This window comes from Pseudomonas sp. Seg1, assembly GCF_018326005.1.
Taxonomy (GTDB): Bacteria; Pseudomonadota; Gammaproteobacteria; order Pseudomonadales; family Pseudomonadaceae; genus Aquipseudomonas.
The window spans coordinates 3,762,838-3,787,929 of record NZ_AP021903.1; the positions used below are offsets into that span (position 1 = coordinate 3,762,838).

Annotated in this window: 22 protein-coding genes; 6 read left to right on the forward strand and 16 right to left on the reverse strand. The window is 59.8% G+C overall.

The window, feature by feature from the left end; genetic code table 11:
- Positions 1-54: 54 nt before the first annotated feature.
- The 13 genes from KI231_RS16805 to KI231_RS16865 form a co-directional block, all read right to left on the reverse strand.
- Complete coding sequence (locus tag KI231_RS16805; protein ID WP_212809155.1) at positions 55-561, reverse strand: hypothetical protein; 507 nt, start codon at positions 559-561, stop codon at positions 55-57.
- A gap of 95 nt (positions 562-656) precedes the next feature.
- The gene (locus KI231_RS16810; RefSeq protein ID WP_212809156.1) at positions 657-1,694 is read right to left on the reverse strand and encodes a hypothetical protein; all 1,038 of its coding nucleotides are present in this window, start codon (positions 1,692-1,694) and stop codon (positions 657-659) included.
- Between the two features lie 12 nt (positions 1,695-1,706).
- The gene (locus tag KI231_RS16815) at positions 1,707-2,234 is read right to left on the reverse strand and encodes a PAAR domain-containing protein (RefSeq protein ID WP_103302371.1); all 528 of its coding nucleotides are present in this window, start codon (positions 2,232-2,234) and stop codon (positions 1,707-1,709) included.
- 43 nt (positions 2,235-2,277) lie between these two features.
- Positions 2,278-3,897, reverse strand: coding sequence for an ABC transporter ATP-binding protein (locus tag KI231_RS16820; RefSeq protein ID WP_212809157.1), 1,620 nt, complete (start codon positions 3,895-3,897; stop codon positions 2,278-2,280).
- A 2-nt stretch (positions 3,898-3,899) separates the two neighbouring features.
- Positions 3,900-4,922 (reverse strand): ABC transporter permease, encoded by a 1,023-nt coding sequence (locus tag KI231_RS16825; RefSeq protein ID WP_212809158.1) that lies wholly within the window; start codon positions 4,920-4,922, stop codon positions 3,900-3,902.
- Positions 4,922-5,986, reverse strand: coding sequence for a microcin C ABC transporter permease YejB (locus tag KI231_RS16830; RefSeq protein ID WP_212809159.1), 1,065 nt, complete (start codon positions 5,984-5,986; stop codon positions 4,922-4,924). Before KI231_RS16830 ends, KI231_RS16825 begins: the two co-directional genes overlap by 1 nt.
- Positions 5,973-7,823, reverse strand: coding sequence for an extracellular solute-binding protein (locus KI231_RS16835; RefSeq protein ID WP_212809160.1), 1,851 nt, complete (start codon positions 7,821-7,823; stop codon positions 5,973-5,975). The genes KI231_RS16830 and KI231_RS16835 overlap by 14 nt, the downstream gene beginning before the upstream one ends.
- Positions 7,824-8,047: 224 nt before the next feature.
- Positions 8,048-10,702, reverse strand: coding sequence for a TonB-dependent receptor (locus KI231_RS16840; protein ID WP_212809161.1), 2,655 nt, complete (start codon positions 10,700-10,702; stop codon positions 8,048-8,050).
- A gap of 118 nt (positions 10,703-10,820) precedes the next feature.
- Positions 10,821-11,324, reverse strand: a complete 504-nt coding sequence (locus KI231_RS16845; protein ID WP_103302377.1) for an RES family NAD+ phosphorylase — start codon at positions 11,322-11,324, stop codon at positions 10,821-10,823.
- On the reverse strand, positions 11,321-11,797 hold the full coding sequence (locus KI231_RS16850) for an antitoxin Xre/MbcA/ParS toxin-binding domain-containing protein (protein ID WP_177431357.1): 477 nt from the start codon (positions 11,795-11,797) through the stop codon (positions 11,321-11,323). The genes KI231_RS16845 and KI231_RS16850 overlap by 4 nt, the downstream gene beginning before the upstream one ends.
- 270 nt (positions 11,798-12,067) lie before the next feature.
- Positions 12,068-14,989 carry a TonB-dependent receptor gene (locus KI231_RS16855; RefSeq protein WP_212809162.1) on the reverse strand — a complete coding sequence of 974 codons (2,922 nt, stop codon included), beginning with the start codon at positions 14,987-14,989 and terminating at the stop codon, positions 12,068-12,070.
- A gap of 168 nt (positions 14,990-15,157) precedes the next feature.
- Positions 15,158-16,105, reverse strand: coding sequence for a FecR domain-containing protein (locus KI231_RS16860; RefSeq protein WP_212809163.1), 948 nt, complete (start codon positions 16,103-16,105; stop codon positions 15,158-15,160).
- A complete protein-coding gene (locus tag KI231_RS16865) occupies positions 16,102-16,608 on the reverse strand; it encodes a sigma-70 family RNA polymerase sigma factor (RefSeq protein ID WP_064120628.1) in 507 nt (168 codons plus the stop codon). The genes KI231_RS16860 and KI231_RS16865 overlap by 4 nt, the downstream gene beginning before the upstream one ends.
- 297 nt (positions 16,609-16,905) lie before the next feature.
- Here KI231_RS16865 and KI231_RS16870 point away from each other — a divergent pair, with 297 nt between their 5' ends.
- From KI231_RS16870 to KI231_RS16885, 4 genes are all read left to right on the forward strand, one after another.
- Positions 16,906-18,624 carry a hydrogenase maturation protein gene (locus KI231_RS16870; RefSeq protein WP_212809164.1) on the forward strand — a complete coding sequence of 573 codons (1,719 nt, stop codon included), beginning with the start codon at positions 16,906-16,908 and terminating at the stop codon, positions 18,622-18,624.
- A 175-nt stretch (positions 18,625-18,799) separates the two neighbouring features.
- Positions 18,800-19,663, forward strand: a complete 864-nt coding sequence (locus KI231_RS16875) for a LysR family transcriptional regulator (RefSeq protein WP_103302381.1) — start codon at positions 18,800-18,802, stop codon at positions 19,661-19,663.
- A 112-nt stretch (positions 19,664-19,775) separates the two neighbouring features.
- On the forward strand, positions 19,776-20,921 hold the full coding sequence (locus KI231_RS16880) for a sterol desaturase/SRPBCC family protein (RefSeq protein ID WP_212809165.1): 1,146 nt from the start codon (positions 19,776-19,778) through the stop codon (positions 20,919-20,921).
- Positions 20,918-21,994 (forward strand): SMP-30/gluconolactonase/LRE family protein, encoded by a 1,077-nt coding sequence (locus KI231_RS16885; RefSeq protein ID WP_212809166.1) that lies wholly within the window; start codon positions 20,918-20,920, stop codon positions 21,992-21,994. Before KI231_RS16880 ends, KI231_RS16885 begins: the two co-directional genes overlap by 4 nt.
- Before the next feature lie 132 nt (positions 21,995-22,126).
- On the opposite strand, the gene KI231_RS16890 is transcribed toward KI231_RS16885, so the two are convergent.
- Positions 22,127-22,291 carry a hypothetical protein gene (locus tag KI231_RS16890; RefSeq protein ID WP_177431347.1) on the reverse strand — a complete coding sequence of 55 codons (165 nt, stop codon included), beginning with the start codon at positions 22,289-22,291 and terminating at the stop codon, positions 22,127-22,129.
- Positions 22,292-22,400: 109 nt separating this feature from the next.
- Positions 22,401-22,643: a DUF465 domain-containing protein gene (locus KI231_RS16895; protein ID WP_212809167.1), complete on the reverse strand. Its 243-nt coding sequence runs from the start codon at positions 22,641-22,643 to the stop codon at positions 22,401-22,403.
- A gap of 205 nt (positions 22,644-22,848) precedes the next feature.
- Here KI231_RS16895 and KI231_RS16900 point away from each other — a divergent pair, with 205 nt between their 5' ends.
- Positions 22,849-23,370, forward strand: coding sequence for a DUF4142 domain-containing protein (locus KI231_RS16900; RefSeq protein ID WP_103302385.1), 522 nt, complete (start codon positions 22,849-22,851; stop codon positions 23,368-23,370).
- 349 nt (positions 23,371-23,719) lie between these two features.
- On the opposite strand, the gene KI231_RS16905 is transcribed toward KI231_RS16900, so the two are convergent.
- Positions 23,720-23,989 (reverse strand): hypothetical protein, encoded by a 270-nt coding sequence (locus KI231_RS16905; protein WP_213028809.1) that lies wholly within the window; start codon positions 23,987-23,989, stop codon positions 23,720-23,722.
- Positions 23,990-24,240: 251 nt separating this feature from the next.
- Here KI231_RS16905 and KI231_RS16910 point away from each other — a divergent pair, with 251 nt between their 5' ends.
- Positions 24,241-25,092, forward strand: a complete 852-nt coding sequence (locus KI231_RS16910) for an STAS domain-containing protein (protein ID WP_212809168.1) — start codon at positions 24,241-24,243, stop codon at positions 25,090-25,092.

Sequence of the window (25,092 nt, forward strand, 5' to 3'; positions counted from 1 at the left end):
CGACTTACGTTCAATATTTGAATTTCGCCTGCGGAGTTTTTCAAACTCTGCAGTTCAACGCTTTGCGTCAGCCGCTTTTTCAAGCTCGCGCTGTACTTGCAGGTATGCGACTTCTTCATCACTCCCTTTCACCAAGTGCGAAGCCATGGCTCCGGTCAGCAGCTGCTTGTCGTTGACGTCCCAATCCAGAGTGACGACGTAGGTATTGTGCTGAAGCGTTACAAACAGCCAATAGGAATCCACTGGCTTGTCCGGTTCAGCGAATGCGCTGTAGGCATAGCGTATTTGACGGCGCAAATCCGGGGTATTCAGGACAAGATCTTCTGTGTCGACCTTCGGATATTTCTGTTCGATCGCCACCAGAACCTTGGTCAAAAGAACGTCGTTTTCAATCGACTGCAAGCTTTCCGGCTTGTTACGCAGCATTGTCAACGGACTCGCCTGCGGCGGCGTCTCCATCAAACGCGGGCGGTACATGCCAGAGCTGAACCACCGAGTGGCGTCAAAGCGGACTTCTTCGGGACTCCAGGCGCCGTAATACATCATCACTTTGGCGGACATATGATCTTCCTTGGCGTAAATAAATAGTGTTGCAGCGCTGACGACGGCCAACAGTATGCATAAAAGGCGCTGTTTACCCGATAACAGCCTTGTTTTCATATGGGTTTATAGGCACAGAGTTGCTTGGGAACACCATCAGGCGTGTTACCTGAGCGAACATCACGATGTGCACCTAAAGCATCAAGGGGGAAGCCAACCTTTTTTTCATAAAACGCCCGACTGTCGTCGTGCGCCATCAAATCACGCTGTTCATCAGTGATCGTGGGTTTTGGTGCCTGCGGTGCCTGTTCTCCAGGAATTTGCGCAGTGGGATCATTCGCCTGCTTGCGATGCGCTGCCAATTTTCGCTGATAGGCAGTCTTCTGACCTCTGTATGCCTCCATTGCCTGGGCATCACTACTCGCCTGCTTACGAATCCCCGGCACGGACTCGCGTTCGGCCGACGTGCCGTAGGTGGTGTCGTAATTGCTGCGTCGTGGAAACGCCCAAACAGTGGTCTGAGTCGAGTTGGCCAGAATCTGGGCCAGACTGCGTTCGTAATGAGGATCTTCGCCCTCATTCACTTTGAAATCGGCGTCGATACCCAAACCGGTACGGCAGGCATACGAGTAAATCTTGGCACCGTAAGCAAATGCCTCGGGCTTGAACATCTGGGCCTGCGCATCACGCAGCCGATAACTGTCGTTTTTATCCAGTTCGTAGCCCAGTTCAATACTGCCCACTACACCGTGGGAGAAAAAATCCAGTTGTTTGATTTCCCGGCCCCGACGTTGCCGGGTGGCAATGAAGTCGACAACACCAGAGATGGAATCCATCTCCCGATACTGCGCACCGTGTTGGTTCTCCACGACGTCTTTCAAAGCCGCCAGCAAGTTATCCGGGTAATCATTCTTGAACACCAGAAATACACGCTGGACAGAGAAGTTAGGAGTACCTGCCGGGTACTTGGTGAGTTGACGGATGCCCTGATTGATAAAGCGCATCTTGTTGCCTTTCTGGCCGCGAACCTTCTCGTATAGCGACATGTAGGATGCCCCCACTACAGTCACATAGTCCTGCGCCAGTGTGCCCTTGACCTGCGTCGTCGCGTGTTGATCGCTTGTCTCGCCCTGTTTCTTGTCCGGTGTCGCCACGTTGAACCTTCCTTAGTAAGCGATGCCCAGTGCATCCAGGTGAGCGGCGGCTTCCTTGCCCCATTGCACGACAATGGACGTCGGGTCGGCGGTGAACACTCGTGCGGCGTTGCCGTGGTTGTCGGTATGGCCGACAAGGCGTTGGCCATCACCGGTTTCGATGCAAAAGAGCATGTCGGGAATGGCTTCGCCGGTGGTTTCGTCCACCAGTTGGAAGCGTTCGCTGTGTTTGGGGACCGTCACTATCGGAGTGAACGGCGCGGCGCCGGCCTGAGTGCCGACGAAGACGTCGCCAGAGCCGGTGATGATCATGCCGCCGTGGGCGGTGGCACTGCCGAGAAATGCAATGGGTTGGCCATTGATCAGGATATTGCCGATGCCTTCGCTGACCGCATCGCCGCAGGCCGTGGCGTCGCCGACGCGCAGCACCGGCATGCCGTTGATGTTCACATTGGGTGAACCGGCGGTGCTTGCATTGGTGCCGTGGCCGGTTACCGGGCAGGCGTTGAGATCACTGAGTCGGGCGGCAGGTTTTGCCATCATCTACATCCTTGTGAGAGCCAAGCCGCGGAATGTACCGGATCTAGACCAGGGATAAAAGTCTGTCCTTGGCTGCAAGGGGCAAATCCGGCGCAGCGAACGAGGCTGCCAGCAACTCTCGCGTATAAGGATGGCGCGCCTCGCGAAACAGTTCATCCGTCGCGCCACGCTCCACCACCCCGCCGTCCTTCATCACAATCAAGTCATGCGCCAGCGCCCGCACCACCGCCAGATCGTGGCTGATAAACAGGTAGGTCAAGCCGTGTTCCTCCTGCAATCGCCGCAACAACCCAACGATCTGCTTTTGCACCGTACGATCGAGCGCCGAGGTCGGTTCATCCAGCAGGATCAGGTCCGGTTTGAGCACCAGTGCGCGGGCGATGGCGATGCGTTGTCGCTGACCGCCGGAAAACTCATGGGGATAGCGATGACGCGTTGCAGGGTCGAGGCCGACTTCGCGGAGCACATCGATCACCGCCTGCTCGCGCTCGCCAGCGTTCAAATCACTGTGCACGCGCAATCCTTCGGCGATGATCTGCTCCACGCAAAGACGCGGGCTGAGACTGCCGAACGGATCCTGAAACACCACTTGCAGACGTTTGCGCAGGGGCCGCAGTTGCTTGCCGCTCAGTTGCTCCAGCGCCTCGCCCTGAAAGCGAATCTGGCCCTCGGCATCGATCAGACGCAGGATCGCCTGCCCCAGAGTGGATTTGCCGGAACCTGACTCGCCGACAATCCCCAGGGTCTTGCCCCGCTGCAGCGTCAGGCCAATCCCCTTCACCGCCTCCAGATAAGTCCTGGGCCGCAGCCAGCCGCCGCCCAGCCGAAAGCGCACATTGAGATCACTCACCTGCAACAGATCTTCTGCCGCATCGCGACAAAGCGCCGTACCCCCCGGTTCGGCATTGAGCAATTCAATGCTGTAAGGATGCTGCGGTGCACTGAACAATTGTTCGCAAGGCGCCTGCTCGACAATCAGACCACCGCGCATCACTGCCACGCGCTGAGCGATAGTGCGCACCAGATTAAGGTCATGGCTGATGATCAACAGCGCCATGCCCAGACGCGTCTGCAACTGCTTCAACAGCAGCAGAATCTTGCGCTGCACAGTCACGTCCAGCGCTGTGGTCGGCTCGTCGGCGATCAGCAACTGCGGTTCGCACGCCAGCGCCATCGCGATCATCACCCGTTGCCGCTGGCCACCGGAAAGTTGATGCGGATACGCCTTCAGCCGTTCGCGTGGGCGCTGAATGCCGACCAGTTCCAGCAGTTCAAGAATACGTGCGCGGGCAGCCGCGCCGGCCAGGCCCTTGTGCAGGGCAAGGCTTTCACCGAGTTGCCGTTCGATGGTGTGCAGCGGGTTCAACGAGCTCATCGGCTCCTGAAAAATCATCGCGATGCGATTGCCGCGCAGTTGCCGCAGATACCGCTCATGCACGCCCAACAACTCTTCACCGGCATAACGAATGCTGCCGTCGATCCGCGTGATGGCCGGGTCGAGCAGTTGCAGGATGCTGTGTGCCGTCACCGATTTGCCGGAACCGGACTCGCCCACCAGTGCCAGGCATTCACCGGGACGGATGTCGAGGTCGATGCCGTGCACCACTTTCTGGCCATTGAAGGCCACTCGCAGGTCGCGTATTTCGATCAGGTTATCGCTCATTTTCAGGTCCTTGGATCAAACGCGTCGCGACAGGCTTCGCCGATAAAAACAAGCAGGGAAAGGATCAGCGCCAGCGCGAAAAACGCGGTCAAGCCAAGCCATGGCGCTTGCAGATTGTTTTTGCCCTGGCCAATCAGTTCCCCCAGTGAGGCGCTGCCGGCCGGCATGCCAAAACCGAGAAAATCCAGTGCTGACAACGTCGCAATCGCGCCGGTAAGAATGAACGGCAGGTAGGTCAACGTCGCGCTCATGGCATTGGGCAAGATGTGCCGGACGATCACCTGCGCATCACCCACCCCCAGTGCCCGTGCGGCTTTCACGTACTCAAGCCCGCGGCTGCGAAGGAATTCGGCGCGCACCACATCAACCAGACTGAGCCAGGAAAACAGCGCCATGATCCCCAGCAACCACCAGAAATTCGGCTCGACGAACCCAGACAGAATGATCAGCAGATACAACACCGGCAGCCCCGACCACACCTCCAGCAAGCGTTGCCCGATGAGGTCGACCCAACCACCGTAGTAGCCCTGCAACGCACCGGCCGCGATGCCGATCAGCGCGCTGGCGACGGTCAGAGCCAAGGCAAACAACAGCGACACCCGCGCACCGAAGATCACCCGTGCCAGCACATCCCGCGCCTGATCGTCGGTGCCCAGCCAGTTCTCGCCACTTGGCGGGCTCGGCGCCGGTTCCGTGAGGTCGTAATTGACCGTGTCGAAACCGAACGGGATCGGCGCGAACCACATCCGCCCGCCCTGCCCCTCGATCAACTGACGCACCTGCGCGCTGCGATAGTCCGGCTGAAACGGCAGTTCGCCGGCAAAGTCCTGCTCGGTGTAGCGCTTGAACGCCGGGAAGTACCAGTCGCCCTGATAGCTCACCAACAGCGGCTTGTCATTGGCGACCAGTTCGCCGCCCAGGCTCAGGCCGAACAGCGCGAGAAACAGCCACAACGACCACCAGCCGCGCCGATGCGCCCTGAACCGCGCCCAGCGACGCTGGCCGATAGGAGATAACGTCAGCATCAGGCAGCCCTCGCAGTGAAGTCTATGCGCGGGTCGACCAGCGTGTAGCACAGGTCGCCGAGCAGCTTTATCAGCAGGCCGAACAGGGTGAAGATGAACAGCGAACCGAACACCACCGGATAGTCGCGCGACACCGCCGCTTCGTAGCTGAGACGGCCAAGGCCATCGAGGGAGAAGATCACTTCGATCAGCAGCGAACCGCCAAAGAACACAGTGACCAAGGCCTGAGGCAATCCGGCAACCACCAGCAGCATCGCATTGCGAAACACATGGCCGTACAACACCTGCCGCTCACTCAAACCCTTGGCCCGCGCGGTGACCACATACAGCCGTGAGATTTCATTGAGAAAGCTGTTCTTGGTGAGGATTGTCAGCGTGGCAAAACCGCCGATCACCAGTGCTGTCACCGGAAGCACCAGATGCCAGAAGTAATCGGCAATCTTGCCCCACAGCGACAGCTCGGCGAAGTTGTCCGAGACCAGCCCGCGCACCGGAAACCAGTCCAGCGCCGTGCCGCCGGCAAACACCACGATCAGCAGCAGCGCAAACAGAAACCCCGGCATCGCGTAACCGATAATGATCGCCGCACTGCTCCAGACATCGAACGCCGAGCCGTTGTGCACGGCCTTGCGAATGCCGAGCGGAATCGACACAAGATAAGTGATCAAGGTCGCCCACAAGCCCAGCGACAGGGTCACCGGCAGCTTCTGCCAGATCAACTCGGTGACGCTGGCGCCGTGAAAAAAACTTTGTCCGAAATCCAGTTGCGCGTAGTTCTTGAGCAGCAGCCACAAACGCTCGCTGGCAGGCTTGTCAAAGCCATACTGGCGCTCGATGTCGGCCACCAGTTGCGGATCAAGGCCGCGAGTCGCGCGGGATTCGCCGCCGACGCTCTCGACATGGCTGGAGCCGACTGCAGCCCCGACGCCAATCCCCTGTAACCGCGCAATGGCTTGCTCCACCGGGCCACCCGGTGCGGCTTGAACGATGACGAAATTGACCAGCAGAATCGCCAGTAACGTCGGCACGATCAGCAGCAGGCGTCGCAGGCTATAACCCCACATGGGCGTACTCCTTTTGCTGGTTTTGCATCTGGGTCGAGGTCAGCGCCGTGGGACTGATTTCCCACCAGGTGTCGAGGCCGGCGTCGTACAGCGGCGCAATCGCCGGGCGACCGAAACGGTTCCACCAAACGGTGGAAAGGCCCGGCGGGTAATAGTTGGGCACCCAGTAATACCCCCACTGCAACACCCGATCCAGGGCACGGGCGTGACGCAGCAGGCTTTCGCGGTTATCGGCCTGTACCAGCCCTTCAAGCAGCGCGTCGACTGCCGGATCGCGCAGCGTCATGTAGTTGTTCGAACCCGGATCGTCGGCCCCGTCGGCGCCAAAGAAATTGAACATCTCGCGCCCCGGCGCCTGACTCACCGGGTAACCGACGACGATCATGTCGTAGTCGCGATTGCGCACGCGGTTGGTGTACTGCGCAGTGTCGACCTGACGGATATCGAAGCCGATGCCGATCTGCGCCAGATTGCGCTTGAACGGCAGCAACAAGCGTTCGAAGCCCTTCTGGCCATTGAGAAAAGTGAACTGCAGGGGTTCGCCTTTGGCGTTGACCAACTGATCACCCTGGGGTTTCCAGCCAGCCGCCTCCAGCAGTTTCAACGCTTGCAGTTGTTCGGCGCGGATGTTGCCGCTGCCATCGGTTTTCGGCGCCTCGAAGACCTGGGTGAAAACCTCGTCGGGAATCTTGCCGCGCAACGGCTCAAGGATTTTCAGTTCCTCGGCATCAGGCAGTTCGGTGGCCGACAAGGCGCTGTGTGAAAAGTAGCTGCGCTGACGCAAGTACATGCTGCGCATCATCTGCCGGTTGGTCCATTCGAAATCCCAGAGCATGGCGATTGCCTGCCGTACCCGGCGGTCCTGAAACTGCGGCTTTTGCAGATTGAACACAAAACCCTGCGTGCCTTGGGCCGCGCCGGGTGCGAGGTGCTCACGGCGCAATCTGCCCTGTTCCAGCGCCGCGCCGGCATAGCCGATGGTGAAACTGGTCGCCGAGAACTCACGGTTGTAGTCGAAGCCGCCGGCCTTCAGCACCTGACGCGCGACGTCGGTGTCGGCGAAGAATTCCACGCTCAAATGATCGAAGTTATACAGACCGCGAGTGATCGGCAGATCCTTGGCCCACCAGTCCGTGATCCGTTGAAATTTCACGCTGCGTCCGGCATCCACCGCACTGATTCGATAGGGGCCACTGCCCGGCGGAATCTCGAAACCGCCACCGTCGGCGAAGTTACGGGTGCGCCACCAATGCTCGGGTAGCACCGGCAGCGTCGCCAGATCCAGCGGCAAGGTGCGGCTGTCATTGTTCTTGAAAATGAAACGCACCTGAGTCGGCGACTCCACCTGCACTTCAGCGACGTCACGAAACTGCTGGCGGTATTTGAGGCTGCCCTGGGTGGTCAGCAACTCGAAGGTGTAGCGCACGTCTTCGGCGGTGATCGGCGAGCCGTCTTCAAAACGTGCGTGAGGGTTCAGATAGAAACGCAGCCAGCGCCGATCGGCGTCCAGCTCCATCTGCTGCGCCACCAGACCATAAACGCTGTAGGGCTCATCCTTGCTGCGATAGGCCAGCGGCGCGTAAAGCCAGCCGTCGACATCCGCCACGCCGGTGCCTTTGTCGATGTAGGGAATCAGATGATCGAACGGTCCGCTTTCCAGCGAAGACCGACGCAGTGTGCCGCCCTTGGGTGCGTCGGGATTGGCGTAGGCCAGGTGCTGGAAGTCGGCGGCGTACTTGGGGGCTTCGCCGTAGACGGTGAGCGCCGGTTGTGGGGTCGCCCAACCGAACGGCGTTAAAAGCACACAGGCGCTGAATAAAATGAGTCTGGAGAACATTGGCAGATCCCTTTTTACGGTGCTGCTAATGGCCTCATCGCTGGCAAGCCAGCTCCCACAGGTTTTCTGCTGCTCGCGAATTCCTGTGCAAGCTGGCTTGCCAGCGATGAGGCCCTGGCAATCACTACACAACCTGCCTACCTGTGATGTGCAACAGGCCGGCGATTTTTATAGGGCAGGCTTTAGATCAATCAGTGACTAAAACCCGCTAACACTGACCATTTTTAAAACTTGTAACTGACCCGCGTGTACAGCGTCCGCCCGAACGGGTCGCCATATTTCGGGTCGTAGCCGCTCTGGAAGGTGTAGGTCTGGTTACTGAACGGCGGCTCGCGGTCGAACAGGTTTTTCGCGCCGAGGGTTACGCTCAGGGTCTTGCGCCAGGTGTAGGTGCCGGCGAGGTCCCAGACGTTGTATGAGCCAACGTAGTCGTGGGACTCGCGATCCGAATCGTGATAACCGCTGGTGTAACGGTTGGTCAGCGCCACCCCGTACGGGCCGTAATTCCAGCTGCCGGTCAGGCTGTGCCGCCAGCGGGCCACGGCGCCGGCCGAGGCGAAGTCACCGCCACGGAAATCACCCAGCTTGTCGATGTAATCGCCCTTGAGCTGTTGCTGATAGTCATAGCGGGTGACGTAAGTGCCTTGCAGACCGATGCCGAAATTGCCGTACGGGGTAGTCGGCAGGCGATAGTCGAAACTGACGTCGACGCCGTTGGTCTTGATCTTGCCAAGGTTGGCCAGACCGGTGACGACGTGGTCTATGGAACCGTCAGGCTTGCGGATCAGGCGATCCGGGTACAGCTCGGGATTTTCAAACACCGCCGACTCGGGAAACTCGGCGATCTGATTGGCGATGTCGATCCACCAGAAATCCAGCCCGGCCGTCAGGCGTTCGAACGGCTGATAGACAAAACCGAGGGTGACGTTACGCGCAGTCTCCGGGCTCAGGTCGGTGTTGCCACCGCTGGTACGGTTGAACTGCTGCGCGCAGTCGCGGTTGGCGATGCCGCCGTTGCTCGGGTTGCCGCCAGCGCACAGGCGCGGGTCGTTGTAGTTGGCGTTGGTGAACGTCGTGAAGTTGGGGTTGTACAGTTCATACAGCGACGGCGCACGGAAACCTTCGCTGTAGGCACCGCGCACCACCAGTTCCTTGAACGGCTGGAAGCGGAACGAATATTTCGGGTTGGTGGTGCTGCCGAAATCGCTGTACTTGTCGTGGCGCACGGCGGCAGACAGCTCCAGGCTGTCGAGCACCGGCACGTTGACCTCGGCGTACTCGGCCGAGACGCTGCGATCCCCGGCCACGCTGCCGTTCGGGTCGACACCGAGGCTTTGCACATCACCGGCGAATTGGGCGAAATCCTGATGGAAGTCTTCCTTGCGGTACTCACCTCCCAAGGCCAGAGCTGAGGGACCGGCACCAAACCAGTCGCCAATTTCGCGGCTGATCCGCCCGTCGATTGCCTTTACACGCCCGACCGCCGTGGCGTAATCGCCGTCCACCGCATTGGCCGCCAACAGCGCGGAACCGGCGGCGGTCTGTGGACCGAACGGGTTGATCACGCCATTGGCAATACCGGCGCTGACAGCGCGGTCATTCACGTAGCCGCTTTGAATGGTGTTGACCACTTTGTTCTGGTTGTACGAGGCACCGACGTTGTAGTCCCAGCCCACCAGCGTGCCGTCAAAACTCAGCAGCAAACGCTGACCGGTGTTGTCGTCCTCATGCTGACGCGCCCCCACTGCGGTTTCTCGCCAATTCACATCGACCGGTTGTGTCGGGTCGAGGGCAAAACCGTTCGGCCCCGGAGTGATGCCGTTACCTGGATAGAACGTGGTACCGGGATTGACCTGATTGCCCATCAACGTACCCGGACCAATCTGCGTGCGATTTTCATTGCGCGCCCAGAAGTATTCGAGGCTGACGTTGTGATCGTCCGACAGCTTGCCGGTGGCTTTGGCGAAGGCCGAGGTCTTTTCGGTTTCCGGCACCAGATCGAGATAGTTCCACAGGCTCTGGCGGCAAATACCGTTGCGCGAGAGCAAACCAGGCGCGTTGCAACCGGAACCGGCCAACGGGTTGGTGGCGTTGCTGCCCTGACTCCAGTTGGCCGGCGAGGCGGTGCCGGAGGTGTAATCGAGGCCGCGGTTGGGCTGGTAGTTGTAGGTGTAACCACGGTCCTCGGCGGCCAGCCGCTGCTGTTTGTCGTAACTGACCACGCCGAACACGTTGAAGCGATCATCCTGCAAATCACCAAAACCCCAGCTGCCGCTGAAGTTACGGCTTTCTCCACCACCGGAATGTGTCGGTGTGTCGTAATTGGTGCTGATCTGGCCTTCGGTGAGACTGGTCTTGGTGATGAAGTTGATCACCCCGCCAATCGCATCGGTGCCGTACAAAGCCGACGCGCCGTCGCGCAGCACTTCCACCCGGTCGATCGCGGCGAACGGAATGGTATTGAGATCAACGCCAGATCCGTTGATCGCGTTGGTGGCGTTGTTACTCAGGCGCCGACCGTTGAGCAGCACCAGCGTCTTGTTCGGGCCGATCCCGCGCAGATCCGCGTAAGACGCCCCGCCACTGCTCGACCCCACCGAGCGCCCGGAGCCGACCGAAGACTGGTTGGCGGAAATGCGACTGACCAGCTCTTCCGTGGTGGTGACGCCCTGCTCGCGCAACTCTTCGACGCGCAGAATCGTCACTGGCACTGCAGTTTCTGCATCGACCCGACGAATCGCCGTGCCGGTGACTTCGACACGCTGCAGCTGTGTGGTCGGCTCGGTCACAGTGCTCTCGGCGGCAATCGCCGGCAGCGTGTTGATTGCCAGCAGCAAGGCCAGGCTCAAAGGGGATTTAACGGGTGAAAAATGGATCATGAACAGCCATCCCTGCGTTTTGGTTTATGCAGGGATGTGCGATGACGAATAAGGTTTTATAGGGTTGGTGTTAGACCGTTGGGTGATGAGGTTATGCAAAAAACGAAATCCGCACAGATCATGCCGATGCCATCTCCCTGAGTAACCGGGTATCCAGTCCAAACCGCTCTTGAGAGACCATTTTGAACTGCCCCTCCGCCAGTTCGCAGCTCACCAGTAGATTCCACGAGTGCCGGGTTGCCGCGGAGGGGATCAGCACAAACGGATGTTCAGCCAGTAAAGCGTCGGCAAAATCCCGTTGATTGGGTGAAGGCCGCGCAGGGCTCAACCAGTAAGGATTCGGCACTTCCTCTGGCTGCACCACTCTGACCTTGGCGTCGCTGATGACCTCGAAACAGGTCAGTACATAAGGCTCACTGTCCAGCACATCAAAACTGTGATTGGCTGCCACTTCCAGAATGGCCGACGACGGGTCGACCGATGCATAAACCACTCGCCGACCGGGGGCATTCCATCGTCCCCCGTTCAGCTTTGAACCAATCCCGCTGTCCCAGGTGCATCCGTAGACTTCCGGGTCCAGCCGCCAGGCATACCACTGCCCGTCCCACGGCAATGGATTCATTGGTGGACTCCGTAGATGATCTGCCCAAGGTACTGCTCCACCATCTGGAAACCCAGTGAATGCCGGGTCAGTTCCGACGGCACGTAACCGTTCAAATAGGGGGTGGGCTGCTGCAGCCACTCTTCTGCCTTTGATTGACGCCCAAATGCCCGAATAGCCATCTGCAACACCAAGGCATACTGGTAGGCGACGACACTCTGATGCGGGTCAAGCCGTACCGACAAGCCTTCCTTCATGAGCCGGCGCACGGTTCGGACAGATTTGCCGGTGATGCGTTTGACCATCTCGCCTTGCTGGTACAGCTCGGAAGTGGACAGCATGTTGACGACGTCGCTGAGCTCAAAGCCCTGTTCTGTCAGCTCGACGATCAAAGTGGCATCGTCACCGACGTTCTGACCATGCACGAGTATGTCGACAGGTTTGCCTTCGACTTTTTTCAGCCCCGTGAGTCGAGGCGTTTTCACTGCGGGCATCGCGACATCCTCCATGGGGCATCGGGCGCGATCGTCGCGCCAGTAATGGCGAGGGGAATACGTTGGGGTTTCGATCTCGATGTGTGGGGTTCGCATCATTCATCCTTTGTCTGGGGTCTGAGCGTTCGAGCCGCTCAGCGACTTCAATGTCATGACTGATGCTATAGATCGCGCTTCCGACGACCAACCTGAAAAAGTCGTCGGAAATATCCCCTACCCGTCGCAAAACCCTGCCTTTTCCGTAGGACGTAAACGCGAGGCATCCTGCCATCAGCTGCCGAAGTGATAACTCACATCCAGCCACCACTGACGCCCGTACGGGTCGTAGTTGCCGGTCGGGTAATAAGGCCAGCCTGCGGAATCGTCGTGTTTGATCTGATTGAGCACGTTGTTCACGGTCAGACCGACACTCGCCCGGTCATTGAGCTTGTAGCGCGCACTGGCGTTGAACACTGTCCACGGCGACAGACGCCCATCCCCCGCGCCATTGGTGACGGAGCCGTAGCGAATGCCCATCAGCGTTGCCGTGGCTTGCTGATAGTCCCAGGTCAGGCTGGCGTTGACCTTGCTGCGCCAGTCGTAGTTGGTGCGCGAGGTGCGCCAATCCTGGGTTGGGGCCTCATCGGATTCCTTGTAGTAATGCGACAGCACCAGGGTGTAGCCCAGCGTCGAGCTGAACGCACCGTACTGGCCGGCGCCCCAGCGAATGTTGCTCTTGAAGTCCAGACCGCTGACCCGCTCGCTGGCAGCGTTGATCGCATTCACCCGCACGCGCTGCAATTGGTTCGGATCGACGGCGGCGTTGCCAGCATTGCGGTCGATACGCGCCAGCGTCGACTGGCAGTTGGCCGAGTTGATGTCCTGGGTGCCGTTGCGGCATTCGTTCTCCTGCTGCAACAAGCGGTTCTCGTCGACCGTGGTCAGCAGGTCATCGATCTCCACACGCCAGAAATCCGTGGAGAAATCGAAATTGCGCGACGGCGACCAGACAAAACCATAGGTCCACGATTTTCCGCGTTCGGATTCAAGGTCGGCGGTGCCACTTTGCGTGTAGTCGACCCGCCCGCGATCACAGGCGCCCTCCAAGCCTTGGCTGCAACCGTAGTAGTCGACCTGTGCCGGGTAGTAACCGTTGCTGTCCGATTGATAGATGTAGTTAAGGTCCGGCGCGCGGAAACTGGTGCCATAACTGCCGCGCAACAACAGGCTGGTGACGGGCCGCCATTCCAGCCCGAGGTTGTAGGTCTTCTGTTGCTCGGTGCGGCCGCTGAATTTGTATTGGTCCCAGCGCCCCGCTGCGGTCGCCAGAATCGTGTCGGTGAGTGGAATGCTGAACTCGCCGCCCGCCGCATAACGCTTGCGCGAACCGCCGGAGCTTTGCGCGGGAGACACGCCATAGAACGTGCCATCGTTAAGGCCGTCATCCGGGTCGACGCGGTACTCCTGCTTGCCCGCCTCCAGCACGCCGGCAAATCCCACCGGGCCTGCCGGCAGATCAAACAGATCGCCATTGACCGAGGCGTTGTAACTGGTCGACACCGATTTGCTGCTCTGGGTCAGGTTGCTGCGAAACTGCTGCCACTCCTGCGGCGTCAGCGGCCGGTCAAGGCGCGATGCGTCCGGGGCGAATACCGGGTAACCGCCGCTGGTACCCAGTTGCGGGCCGAGGTAGAAATCCTGAATCGATGACAGCGGCGTGTAGCGGGTTGTCCGTACGCTGCGATATTCCGAGCGGTTGGCCGCCAGATCGTAGCGCCAGCCAGTGTCGGCAATCTTGTCGGAAAGACCGAGGGTGCCGGTCCACGAAGTGTCGCGCCACTTGCTGTTATTGCTGGTGCGCCCACCGATTTCCTCTTCGCCGTAGCGTCGATACCAGCGCTCCAGATTGCCGCTGTTCTGGTTGATGAAATCCGGCGAAGTGAAGGTCGGGCCGCGGGTGTTGTTCTGGATGTGGTCGAGGCCGTACATCAAGTCGGCAAACACCTCTCCGCTGTCGCTGAAGTGCCAGGTGCCGCGGCTGTAGCCGTCGTAGTTTTCCTTTTGCGTCTGGATAGTCCAGTAATCGTTGTACATCTGATCGGTGCGGCAGCGGCCACCACTGTTGACCAGTTTGTTGTCGAAGGTGCCCTGATAGGCACCGCACCCCGGCCCCAGATAACGGCTATTAGTCAGGTCGCGGCGATAACCGACGTCCGCCAGCGGGCCGCTTTGCATGAAGCCACGGTCGTCAGCCCAGATCGGGTCGCGGTGGGTCAGCTCCAGGCCGAACAGACCGTCGAAATCGCCCCAGCTGCCACCGCCACTGATCTGCAAGCGCTGATTATCGCCACCGCCACGCTCTGTCGTGCCGCCCTTGAGGTTGACGTCGACACCGTTGATTTGCTTCTTGAGGATGATGTTGACAACCCCGGCAATCGCATCCGAGCCGTAGATCGCCGAGGCGCCGCTGCTGAGGATTTCGATGCGTTCGATGACCGCCGACGGAATGTTCGCAAGGTTGGTGAAATTGACCTTGCCGTCGTACGGCGTCGGGTAATCGGCGACGCGCCGCCCGTTGATCAGCACCAGCGTGTGATTGGGGCCGAGGCCGCGCAGGTTCAGCGCACTCGCCGCCGGCTGCCAGGTGTTGCCGTAATCCTCGCCCTGGGTCATGCCGGTGTTTTGCGTCTGGGTCGCCAAGGCGTCGTAGACGTTTTTATAGCCGCGCGCTTCCATTTCCTCGTGGGTGATGACGTTCACGGGTGTCGCACCGTCGCTCTGTGCGCGGGCAATGCGCGAGCCGGTGACGGTGACTTTCTCCATGCGGTAATCGGCGCTGGTGGTGGGTGCCACAGTGGTGACTTTTGCCGGTACGGAAGTCACGGCTTCGCCTTCGCGGATGCTCAGCCCCTGAGCGCTTTGCTCGACTTGCAGACCGCTGCCGAGCAATGCCTTCTCCACCGCTTGGCGACCACCCAATGCCCCGCGTACGGCGCTGCTGCGTTTGCCCTGCACCAGATTCTGGCTGAAGGAAATCGGCACACCGGTCTGCCGCGAGATATCCAGCAGCACCTCGTCGAGCGGGCCGCTGGCAATGTCGAAGGTGAACACGGCCGCAGTCGGTTGCTGGGCGAAAACATTCAATGGACTGATGCCCATCGCCAACGCAGCGGCGAGGGTCAGTCGAGGTAATTGTTGTTTGAATGAGAACATCGAGGGGCTTCCCTGTTGAAGGCGTCTGCAGGGAATGAGCAGCGGGCCGGCACTTTTTATAGGTCGGCAATTAGGCCAAGAAGTCATATCCCTATAACCGAATTTGATGCATCCCTTTATCTGGACTCACCTCCCCCTCGGCAGCTACTACACAGCCGGGCGGTGTATTTACGAGCGCGGTTCGATGCTGACCCAGTAAGGGTTGTGCCAGGTGACGCGGATCGGCAGTGAATGCTCCAGCAACTGCAGCGTCTGGTCACTGTCGTCCAGCGGATAGAGGCCGCTCAAGCGCAAGTCGGCAACCTCTGGGCTCACATGCAAGATGCCACGACGGTAACGGCGCAAGCTGTCGATGACTTCGCTCAAGGGACGGTCACGAACTTCCAGCCGTCCTTGCACCCACGCACTTTCATGGCCTTTGTTGCGTTGCAGACTAAGGATGTTCTGGCTGTTGAACAGCAGGTTCTCCCCCGCCTCCACCACTTGTCGCGCACCGCCCGAGGTGACCACTTCGACCTGTGAATGGAGCATCACCAAACGCGTGGCATCCTCGCCCTGCTCGACGAGAAATTTCGTCCCCATTGCGCGCATCCGACCGTGCTCGGTCTCGACCACAAACGGCCGCGCCGGGTCCTTGGCCACGTCCACCAGCAACTCCCCGCTGCGCAACGCGAGCAAGCGTTGATGAGCATCGAACACAGGCAGCACACGACTGCGCGCATTGAGCGTCAATGCACTGCCGTCTTCCAGGGTGAAATCACGCCGCTCACCGGTGCCAGTTGCCAATTCGCCCACCTCCGGCAACCAGCCATAGCGCCGTCCGAGCAACCCGGCCAGCAGCGCAACACCGAGCACGCTCAAGCTGCCGCTGATAAAGCGGCGGCGGCTCGATGGTGCGTTAAGGCTGTGCAGCAGACTGTTGCGCGGCAGCCCGCGCAGGCTCGGATTACGCAGCAGGTTCAGACCGCCGCCCATTTGCTCGATGATCTGTTGGTGTCGTGGATCGGCCGTGCGCCAGGCGTCGAACGCGGCGCGCTCGCCCAGGCTGACTTCGCCCGATTGCAACAACGCCATCCATTGCGCCGCTTCATCGATCACCGCTTCGTCGGCCCTCATGCCTGCATCGCCTGATAGCAACGTTTGAACGCCTCGACCATGTACTGCTGCACGCGACTGGTGGAAACCCCAAGGCGTTCGCCGATTTCGCTGTAGGTCAGACCGTCGAGCTGGTGGTAGAGAAACGCCGCTTTGGCTTTCGCCGATAGGCCGTTGAGCAAACGATCGACCGCCAGCAATGCCTCGATCACCAGCGCGCGTTCTTCCGGCGAGGGATGCACCGGTTCCGGTGCCAGCGCCAGGCTTTCCAGATAGGCGCGCTCCAGGTCCTGACGGCGCCAGCCCTCGTACACCAGACGCCGGGCGATGGTGGTCAACAACGCACGCGGCTCGCGGATCGCCGTCGGGTCCGGCAATGCCAAAACCCGCAAAAAGGTTTCCGAAGCGATGTCCTGCGCACTGTGCGGGCAGCCCAGCGTGCGGCCGACGGCAGCGCACAGCCAGCGATAGTCCTTTTGGAACATCTGCCCGATGATCTGGTAATGCGGGTTATGCCCACCCATGTCTTGCTCCCTGAAACGGGCTCCACCCGCTGCGAAAAACCATCGTTCTGCCGGGATCGTCCGGCTCTGATCAGGCGCGACTGTGCAATAGCGCTTCATACATTTGAAGTAATAAAAAATATACATAAGCGAACTATTTGACATATGACGCTTCATCGCCCCAGAAACATTGGCTGACACAACGTTGACCTCGATCACTGGTGTGCGGGTGGCCACTCATTACTCTTCCGGCTCCATCGAAGGCCAGGGAAGGCTCACCGGGAGCCTGCGGCTGATCCCACTCAAGGAAGAACTTTCATGCGACCACTCAAGATCATTCTGCTGTCGTCAGCGTTCAACGGCCTGACCCAGCGTGCCTGGCTGGAACTGCGTGAGGCCGGGCATTCGCCCAGCGTCGTGGTGTTTACCGACGAGGCCTCGGTGTGCGAACAGATCGAGCACAGCGGCGCCGATCTGGTGATCTGCCCGTTCCTCAAGGACCGCGTACCGCAAGCACTCTGGAGTAACTCCGAGCGCCCGGTGGTGATCATTCATCCGGGCATCGTCGGCGATCGTGGTGCCAGTGCTCTGGATTGGGCGATCACCAATGAGCTGTCGAGCTGGGGCGTGACCGCGCTGCAAGCGGTCGAGGAAATGGACGCCGGTCCGGTCTGGGCGACTTGCGAGTTCAATCTGCCGACGGGCCTGCGCAAGTCCGAGCTGTATAACGGTCGGGTCAGCGACGCGGCCATTGTTTGCATTCGCGAAGTGGTGGAAAAATTCATCGAAGGCTTCCAACCGGTGCCGCTGGATTACACCAATTCCGCTGTGCGCGGACGTTTGCAGCCGAACATGAAACAGGTCGACCGCAGTTTCAGCTGGCACGATTGCGCCCGCTTCATCAAACGCTGCATCGATGCGGCGGACGGCCAGCCCGGGGTCCTGGCGAGTCTCGCCGGCGGTCAGTATTACGTGTACGACGCCCATCTGGATTCGCGCAGCGGCCTGCCCGGCGAGATTCTCGCGGTGCATGACGATGCGGTACTGGTCGCGGCGGGAGACCACAGCGTGTGGATCGGTTCGTTGCGGCGCAAACCGCAGCCCGGCGAAGAAACCTTCAAGCAACCGGCGCGGCATGTCCTGGCCGATCAATTGGCCGATGTGCCGAGGCTGGACTGGTCGGTGGCCAGCCAGCCGTTCAGTGACGAGGCGTATCAGCCGATTCGTTACCGCGAATCCGGGCATGTCGGCGAGCTGACCTTCGAGTTCTACAACGGCGCGATGAGCACCGAGCAATGTCAGCGCATGGTCGATGCACTGCGCTGGGCCAAGTCCCGCGACACTCAGGTGCTGTTGATCAAGGGCGGGCGCGGCAGTTTTTCCAACGGCGTGCATTTGAATGTGATTCAGGCAGCGCAGGATCCGGGCGCTGAAGCCTGGGCGAATATTCAGGCGATCGACGATGTCTGTGAAGAGCTGCTGACGGCGCGGCAACTGGTGGTCAGCGGCGTCACCGGCAATGCCGGCGCTGGTGGTGTGATGCTCGCCCTGGCAGCCGATATCGTGTTTGCCCGGGCCGATATCGTGCTCAACCCGCATTACAAGAGCATGGGCCTGTATGGCTCGGAATACTGGACCTACAGCCTGCCCCGCGCCGTCGGCCCGGCGATGGCCGAGCAATTGACTCAGGCGTGTCTGCCGGTGAGCGCGGTGCAGGCGTGGCAACTGGGTATGGTTCAGGAAATCGGCCCGCGCTGCCCGGATGAGTTTTCCCTGTGGTTGTTGCAACGGGCCAACAGCGTTTTGAGTGACCCGACCTATGCGGCGGTGCGTGAACGCAAGTTGCGGGTTGATCAGGTGCTGATCCAGCAATGCCGCGAAAACGAGTTGCAGGAAATGCAGGAAGACATGCTTTACAACCGCAACGGCTTCGCCGAGAAGTGCCGGCACTTTGTGTACAAGCGCAAGGCGTGTGGCACGCCGGCGCGGTTGGTCGAGGATTGGGCGCGGGTGCAAGAGATTGAACTGACCGACTGATCTTCAGCGTCTACGAGGGCCCCATCGCTGGCAAGCCAGCTCCCACAGTGTCCGTGGCGTACCCAGACTCTATGTACACCGCAAAACCTGTGGGAGCCTGGCTTGCCAGCGATGAACGATGACGCGGTGTCAGGGCAGCACTTACAATGCGTGTACCTCAAACACCGGCCCGCCCATGGACATCGATCTCGCCCGCACCTTCCTCGAAATTGTCCGCCACGGCAGTCTCGCCGCCGCCGCGCAAAAGCTCTTCGTCACGCAAACAGCGATCACCGCCCGCGTCCAGAAACTCGAAAGCCAACTAGGCAGCACCCTGTTCGTGCGCAACCGCGCCGGGGCGAAATTGACGCCGAACGGCGAAGCGTTCGTGGTCTACGCCAATCAACTGGTGCAGACGTGGGAGGCCGCGCGTCGCGACTTGCCGTTGCCCGAGGGCTATCACAATGTGCTGCACATCGGTGGCGAAGTCAGCCTGTGCAATCCGTTGATGCTCAGTTGGGCTGCGGAACTGCGCGAGAAAATTCCCGGGCATGCCCTGCGCATGGAAATCCGCGACGGCGAAAACCTGCTGCGCCAACTCGAACTCGGTGTGCTCGACGCGGCGCTGGTCTATCAGCCGGAATACTGGCCCGGCCTGCAAGTCGAGCAAGTGCTGGAGGAAAAGCTGATTCTGGTGCGCACACCGGAGCGCGCCGACCCTTACGTCTACATTGACTGGGGCCCGGACTTCCGTCGCCAGCACGATGCCGCCCTGCCGGAAAAAGCCAAAGCCGCGCTGAGCTTCAACCTCGGCCCGCTGGCTCTGCAATACATCCTCGAACACGGCGGCAGCGGTTATTTCCGCACCCGCGTGGTGCGCACGTATCTGGAAAGCGGTGCCCTGGAACCGGTGACCAAAGCCCCTGAATTCAGCTATCCGACCTATCTGGTGTACTCCCGCGACCGCGACTCGGCGACGCTGCAACAGGCCTTCGACCTGCTGCGCAAAGTGATCGAGGCCGATGACGACTGGTCGCAACGCTGGAATCCATTGAGCTGAATCCGCCGTTTTACACCGGATCATGGCGCATGTGACCTCAAGGTCCGGCCTGCACAAATGGCCGGATCGGCTAATCTGCCGGGTATAACAACAATACCTACGGGTGAACGCAGTGAGGCAGACCACCGAGGCATTTCGCAGCCGCTATCGTGCGGCGATCCATCCGTTCTACAACCCGTGGCTGCACGGCGCCTTCGTGCTGCTGTTCGGTGTGCTGGCCATCGGCGCATTCTGGAGCAGCGTCGACCAGGCCCATTGGCTGGAATGGCTGACCGTGCCACTGACGCTGTTGTTCTTCAACTTTGGCGTGTACATGGTCCATCGCCATCTCGGCCACCATAAAAAAGCCTTTGCGAAACTGTTCTACGCCCGCCACGCCGGCGACCATCACAGCTTCTTCACCCCCGGCCACATGACCTACGACAGCGCCCGCGACTGGCGGGTGATTCTGTTTCCGGCGTGGTTGATCGTAATCCATACGCTACTGATCACCCTGCCCTTGTGGTGGCTGATCGCACAGGTCAACGCCAACGTCGCCGGACTGTTCGGTGGCTGTATGGTCCTCGGCTATCTGACCTACGAAGTGTTTCACGCCGCCGAACACCTGCCACCGGCCAATCCCCTCACGCGCCTGCCGTGGATCCGGCAGATGCGCCGTCTGCACGAACTGCATCACCGCCGCGAGCGCATGCAGGAGCGCAATTTCAACATCGTTCTGCCGCTGATGGACTACCTGTTCGGCACCCTGTACTGGGAGCCGGAAGTCGCCCCTTTGAGTTATTCGAGAATGCCCATGACCCGTCAACAGCACACGATCGATATCGCCGGCGAACCGATTGCCGTACTCGCCTATGCCGCCACGGTCAGCCGTTGGCCCGAGTGGCACCCGTCGTCGCTGAAAATCGACGGCCCGCAGGGGCCGCTGCATGCGGGCTCGGGTTTTGAAGAAGACATTCATGCCGGCGGCCGGGCAGGTCATCTCCGTTGGCAAGTGACCGAGTACCTGCCGGGCCGGCGCTGGTGCGCACGGGCTCGGGGTGATCACGGCTTGTCGCTTGAGCTGACGTATGAATGCGCGGCCGAAGGTGGCGGCACAAGATTCGTGCGCACCCTGGACTATCGCTTCGACGGTCTGGGCATGCGCATCGCCAATCGACTGTTGCTGAAACGGCGCATCGAGCGCGAATCCTGCGCATCCATGCTCGCGTTACGGGACAGGGCTGCGCAGTATCTGGCGTCAGTGAGGGCCAGCGCATGAGGTGGCAGCGGGTGCTGTTGCTGCTGATTGCCGTGGTCATCGCGTTTTTACTGCTGATGCCCACCCGGATTGAGCCGGTCGCCTGGCAACCGTCACCGGCGCCCTCGCTCAAGGAAGGCGTTTATGCAGAAAACCAACGTCTGAAGAACACAGCGCAGGTCGGACCGAGCGACATCGAGGGACCGGAAGCGTTGCTGTTGGAAAATGACTTTTTGATCACCGGACTGCATGACGGCCGACTGATCCGCAGCAGCCTCGATGGCCAGCAACGCAAAGTGCTGGCCGATACCGGTGGGCGGCCGCTGGGCCTGGCGCGGCATCCCAACGGATTGCTGGTGATTGCTGACGGGGTCAAGGGCTTGCTGTCACTCGATGCTCAGGGCCAGTTGATTGCCCTGACCACCGCTGCCAATGGTCTGACGTTCGGCTTTACCGATGACGTGGCAATCGACAAATCCGGGCACTACGCCTACTTCAGCGATGCCTCCAGCCGTTGGGGCTATGGCCATGATGGCGAGGCGATCATCGAACATGGCGGTGACGGACGCTTGTTGCGCTACGACTTCCAGACCGGCAAGACCAGCGTATTGCTGGACAAACTGGAGTTCGCCAACGGCGTGACCCTCGGCCCCGATGACGCCTATGTGCTGGTCAACGAAACCGGTGCCTATCGCATCAGCCGCTTCTGGCTGACCGGGCCCAAGGCAGGCACCCACGAACTGTTCATCGACAACCTGCCGGGACTGCCGGACAACCTCGCATTCAACGGTCGCGACCGCTTCTGGGTAGCGCTGTATGCGCCGCGCAACGCCTTGCTAGATGGCACAGCCGGGCATCCGTTCGTCCGCAAGATGATTGTGCGCGCGCTGACCGTACTGCCGAAACCGGTGGAGAAGCGCGGGTTTGTACTGGGGCTGGATCTGCAGGGCAAGGTGATTGCCAATTTGCAGGACGCCAGCAGCGGCAATTATTCGCCGATTACCACGGTTCGCGAGTACGGGGACTGGTTGTATTTCGGCTCGTTGAAGGCGACGCATATGGCGCGGTTGCCGTTGGTTGAAGCACTGAAGTGAGTCCGCCGGATATGTGCTGGTCTGGCTGACGCTATCGCTGGCAAGCCAGCTCCCACAGGTACCGGATCGTTCGCAATATATGTTAACGACAGCGATCCTTGTGGGAGCTGGCTTGCCAGCGATAGCGGTCTGTCAGTTGCTGGACTTGTCGAACTTTTCGGGGTCTTCGTCTTCGGGAAGATCCTTGTCCGGTTCTTCAGGATTGGCGGTGGTATGCGCCGGGCTGTTGGGTTCAGGATGGGTGGGCACGGGGTCAAATGCGCCCTGCTCTTCACTGGGAAATTTGGGATCGTTCATAAGGCACCTCGCAAAGAGTCGATGATTGAGGACTCTGAACATTCGAGGTGCCGGTCGGGCCTGTCGTTCCAGTCAATCCGCAACCGTAGGTCGGCGGATCAGAATGGGGTCAGGTCGGGGTCTGCAAATGGCTGACGATTTCGTCCTTGACCTTCAGACGTTTCTCTTTGAGTTTCTTCAGGGTGTCGTCGCTGGGAGCATCCGAGGTGGCGGTTTCGGCCTTGACCACATCGGCATCAGCCTGGGAATACTTGTTGATCAGTGAATCCAGTCGCGGATCCTGGGTGCGTTTTTGCTGGATCTCTTCCTTCGTGCAGCTCAAGTCCTGAAACAGGTCATGGGGAACCGGCATGGAACACCTCCGTCAGTTGATCGGGTGGCCAGCGCGACCGATTGCGCTGACCAGTTATCAGAATGGCCTCGGTCGGGCCGTTCTGTCGACCACCTGTCAGACCAGCGGTGTCCGTTCGTCGCCCTGTCGCAAATGCGATAAAACCTTTGTCCGTCGCCTCGCCTCCATTGCATAACGCTCACAACAAACTGCGTGGAGAAACACAATGGACGGATTCAACCTGCGTCACCTGGCACTGGCTGTCGCTTTAAGCACCGGCATGGGCAGCGCCTTCGCGGCCACCGACAATGACTTCGTCGATAACGCCGCTGCCGGTGGCATCGCCGAAATCGAAACCAGCCGCCTCGCCCTGGAAAAAAGCCAGTCGGCCGACATCAAGAAGTTTGCCGAAATGATGATCACCGATCACAGCAAGGCGAATGACGAACTGGCGACGATTGCCAAGGCTCACGACATCGAAGTACCGGACACCACCACATTGGTCAAACAGGCCAAAGAGAAAATTCTCGAAGTGCGTGATGAATCCTTCGATGCGGCCTACGCCAACAACCAGGTCAAGGCCCACGAAGAAACCATCGAGCTGTTCAAGAAAGAAGCCAATACCGTGACTGACGACAAGGTCAAGGGTGCCCCTGAATTGAAGGCGTTCGCGCAGAAAATGTTGCCGGCGCTGGAAAAACACCTGGCCGCGGCGAAAGAGCTGCAGGCCAAGCATCCGAGCAAGTAAAAAGCCTGCCCTCACCCTAACCCTCTCCCAGAGGTAGAGGGGACTGACCGGGTTGTATTTTCGAAATACACCGACGTGAACCACCGAGGTGAATCCGGTTTGAAAAGCCCCCAATCGGCTCCCTTTCCCCCTCTCCCAATGGGAGAGGGAACTGACCGCGTTGTTCCTGCGGGCGCACTAAAGTGAACCACCGAGGTGAATCCATTTTTGAAAAGCCCCCGATCGGCTCCCTTTCCCCCTCTCCCATTGGGAGAGGGCTGGGGTGAGGGGCTGGTTCTGATAGGCACTACAAAACCCGAACAAAAAAATGCCGCATCCAAAAATGCGGCATTTGGCATTTCAACCCCGACTAACCCCCATCAGTATCAATATCCGCATCCGTCTCCTCCCCCGGGTGCGGGCGATCCGGCTTTGGCTTGAAACCCGGACTGAACTCATTGTCGTTATCGGTATGCTGATTCTTCTGATCCACTGCCGGATCAGCACTTTGCGCCTGGTCGGTTTCGCCCTGCTTTTGCGCAGGTTGTGTCGGCGCCGGTTGACCCGGCACCTGCGGGTCGATCGCCGGATCATTGCGATTGATCGGCTCCCCGGCCTGATTTTGCTGTTGCTCGTTCATAAGCACCTCGTAGGTCTTGGCCAGCACGACTGAAACCAGCCGGGCCTTGAAGATTCGAATCCGGCACCGCGCCATCGTTCAAAACATCGCGCCTTGCTGGCATGCCGACTAGAGTTACCGGGACGTTTCTTGCGCCCGGGCAAAAATATCCTCGCAAGACCGAACAACTATTTCGAACGGCAACGGTCATTGACTTCGCGCCGATCAATTTTGCGAAATCGGCCCCTCATTCGCTACGGAGCAACAGGCACATGGCAGCACTGCAGAACAGCACACTCGATGCGATGAAAAACAAACAGGCACAGCTGCTGGGCGAATGGATCAATAGCCTGGAATCCAGCGGCGGCACGCGCAATCTGAAAGGTCAGGACCTGCAGCAACAGACCAGCGAATTCCTGCAATTGGTGGTCAGCGGTCTTGAGAGCGACAACGGCACCAACATCAATGCGCCGGGCTGGGACGCCACTCGGCAGTTCCTCGAAAAGCTTTCGCATAGCCGCGCCCTGCTCGGTCAGGATTCGCAACAGACCGCCAGTTTCATTTTCTCGCTCAAGGGACCGCTGTTTGCCCTGCTGCAGAATCACTACAAAGAACAACCGGCCCTGCTCGCCGAACAGCTGTGGGAAGTCTCCGAGCTGCTCGACGCGTTCGGCCTGCACACCATCCGCACCTTCCAGAAATCCCGTGAAGCGGTGATCAAGCGTCAGCAGGAAGAACTGCTGGAGCTGTCCACCCCCGTGGTCAAGCTGTGGGACGGCGTGCTGGCCCTGCCGATGATCGGCACCCTTGATTCGCAACGCACTCAGGTGGTGATGGAATCGCTGCTGCAACGCATCGTCGACACCGGTTCGGAAATCGCCATCATCGACATCACCGGCGTGCCGACCGTCGACACCCTGGTCGCCCAGCATCTGCTGAAAACCGTGACGGCGATCCGCCTGATGGGGGCCGATTGCATCATAAGTGGCGTGCGCCCGCAGATCGCGCAAACCATCGTTCACCTCGGCCTCGACCTGCAAGGTGTGGTCACCAAGGCCAATCTGGCCGACGCGCTGAAACTGGCCCTGACCCGCCTGGGTGTCAGCCTCGTCAAGACGGGTTAA

Excerpts from the sequence above, each read along its gene's own strand:
- KI231_RS16805 (WP_212809155.1), bottom strand. The coding sequence starts at position 561 with ATGTCCGCCAAAGTGATGATGTATTACGGCGCCTGGAGTCCCGAAGAA.
- KI231_RS16815 (WP_103302371.1), bottom strand. The coding sequence starts at position 2,234 with ATGGCAAAACCTGCCGCCCGACTCAGTGATCTCAACGCCTGCCCGGTA.
- KI231_RS16820 (WP_212809157.1), bottom strand. The coding sequence starts at position 3,897 with ATGAGCGATAACCTGATCGAAATACGCGACCTGCGAGTGGCCTTCAAT.
- KI231_RS16825 (WP_212809158.1), bottom strand. The coding sequence starts at position 4,922 with ATGCTGACGTTATCTCCTATCGGCCAGCGTCGCTGGGCGCGGTTCAGG.
- KI231_RS16830 (WP_212809159.1), bottom strand. The coding sequence starts at position 5,986 with ATGTGGGGTTATAGCCTGCGACGCCTGCTGCTGATCGTGCCGACGTTA.
- KI231_RS16835 (WP_212809160.1), bottom strand. The coding sequence starts at position 7,823 with ATGTTCTCCAGACTCATTTTATTCAGCGCCTGTGTGCTTTTAACGCCG.
- KI231_RS16840 (WP_212809161.1), bottom strand. The coding sequence starts at position 10,702 with ATGATCCATTTTTCACCCGTTAAATCCCCTTTGAGCCTGGCCTTGCTG.
- KI231_RS16845 (WP_103302377.1), bottom strand. The coding sequence starts at position 11,324 with ATGAATCCATTGCCGTGGGACGGGCAGTGGTATGCCTGGCGGCTGGAC.
- KI231_RS16850 (WP_177431357.1), bottom strand. The coding sequence starts at position 11,797 with ATGCCCGCAGTGAAAACGCCTCGACTCACGGGGCTGAAAAAAGTCGAA.
- KI231_RS16855 (WP_212809162.1), bottom strand. The coding sequence starts at position 14,989 with ATGTTCTCATTCAAACAACAATTACCTCGACTGACCCTCGCCGCTGCG.
- KI231_RS16860 (WP_212809163.1), bottom strand. The coding sequence starts at position 16,105 with ATGAGGGCCGACGAAGCGGTGATCGATGAAGCGGCGCAATGGATGGCG.
- KI231_RS16865 (WP_064120628.1), bottom strand. The coding sequence starts at position 16,608 with ATGGGTGGGCATAACCCGCATTACCAGATCATCGGGCAGATGTTCCAA.
- KI231_RS16870 (WP_212809164.1), top strand. The coding sequence starts at position 16,906 with ATGCGACCACTCAAGATCATTCTGCTGTCGTCAGCGTTCAACGGCCTG.
- KI231_RS16875 (WP_103302381.1), top strand. The coding sequence starts at position 18,800 with ATGGACATCGATCTCGCCCGCACCTTCCTCGAAATTGTCCGCCACGGC.
- KI231_RS16885 (WP_212809166.1), top strand. The coding sequence starts at position 20,918 with ATGAGGTGGCAGCGGGTGCTGTTGCTGCTGATTGCCGTGGTCATCGCG.
- KI231_RS16890 (WP_177431347.1), bottom strand. The coding sequence starts at position 22,291 with ATGAACGATCCCAAATTTCCCAGTGAAGAGCAGGGCGCATTTGACCCC.
- KI231_RS16895 (WP_212809167.1), bottom strand. The coding sequence starts at position 22,643 with ATGCCGGTTCCCCATGACCTGTTTCAGGACTTGAGCTGCACGAAGGAA.
- KI231_RS16900 (WP_103302385.1), top strand. The coding sequence starts at position 22,849 with ATGGACGGATTCAACCTGCGTCACCTGGCACTGGCTGTCGCTTTAAGC.
- KI231_RS16905 (WP_213028809.1), bottom strand. The coding sequence starts at position 23,989 with ATGAACGAGCAACAGCAAAATCAGGCCGGGGAGCCGATCAATCGCAAT.
- KI231_RS16910 (WP_212809168.1), top strand. The coding sequence starts at position 24,241 with ATGGCAGCACTGCAGAACAGCACACTCGATGCGATGAAAAACAAACAG.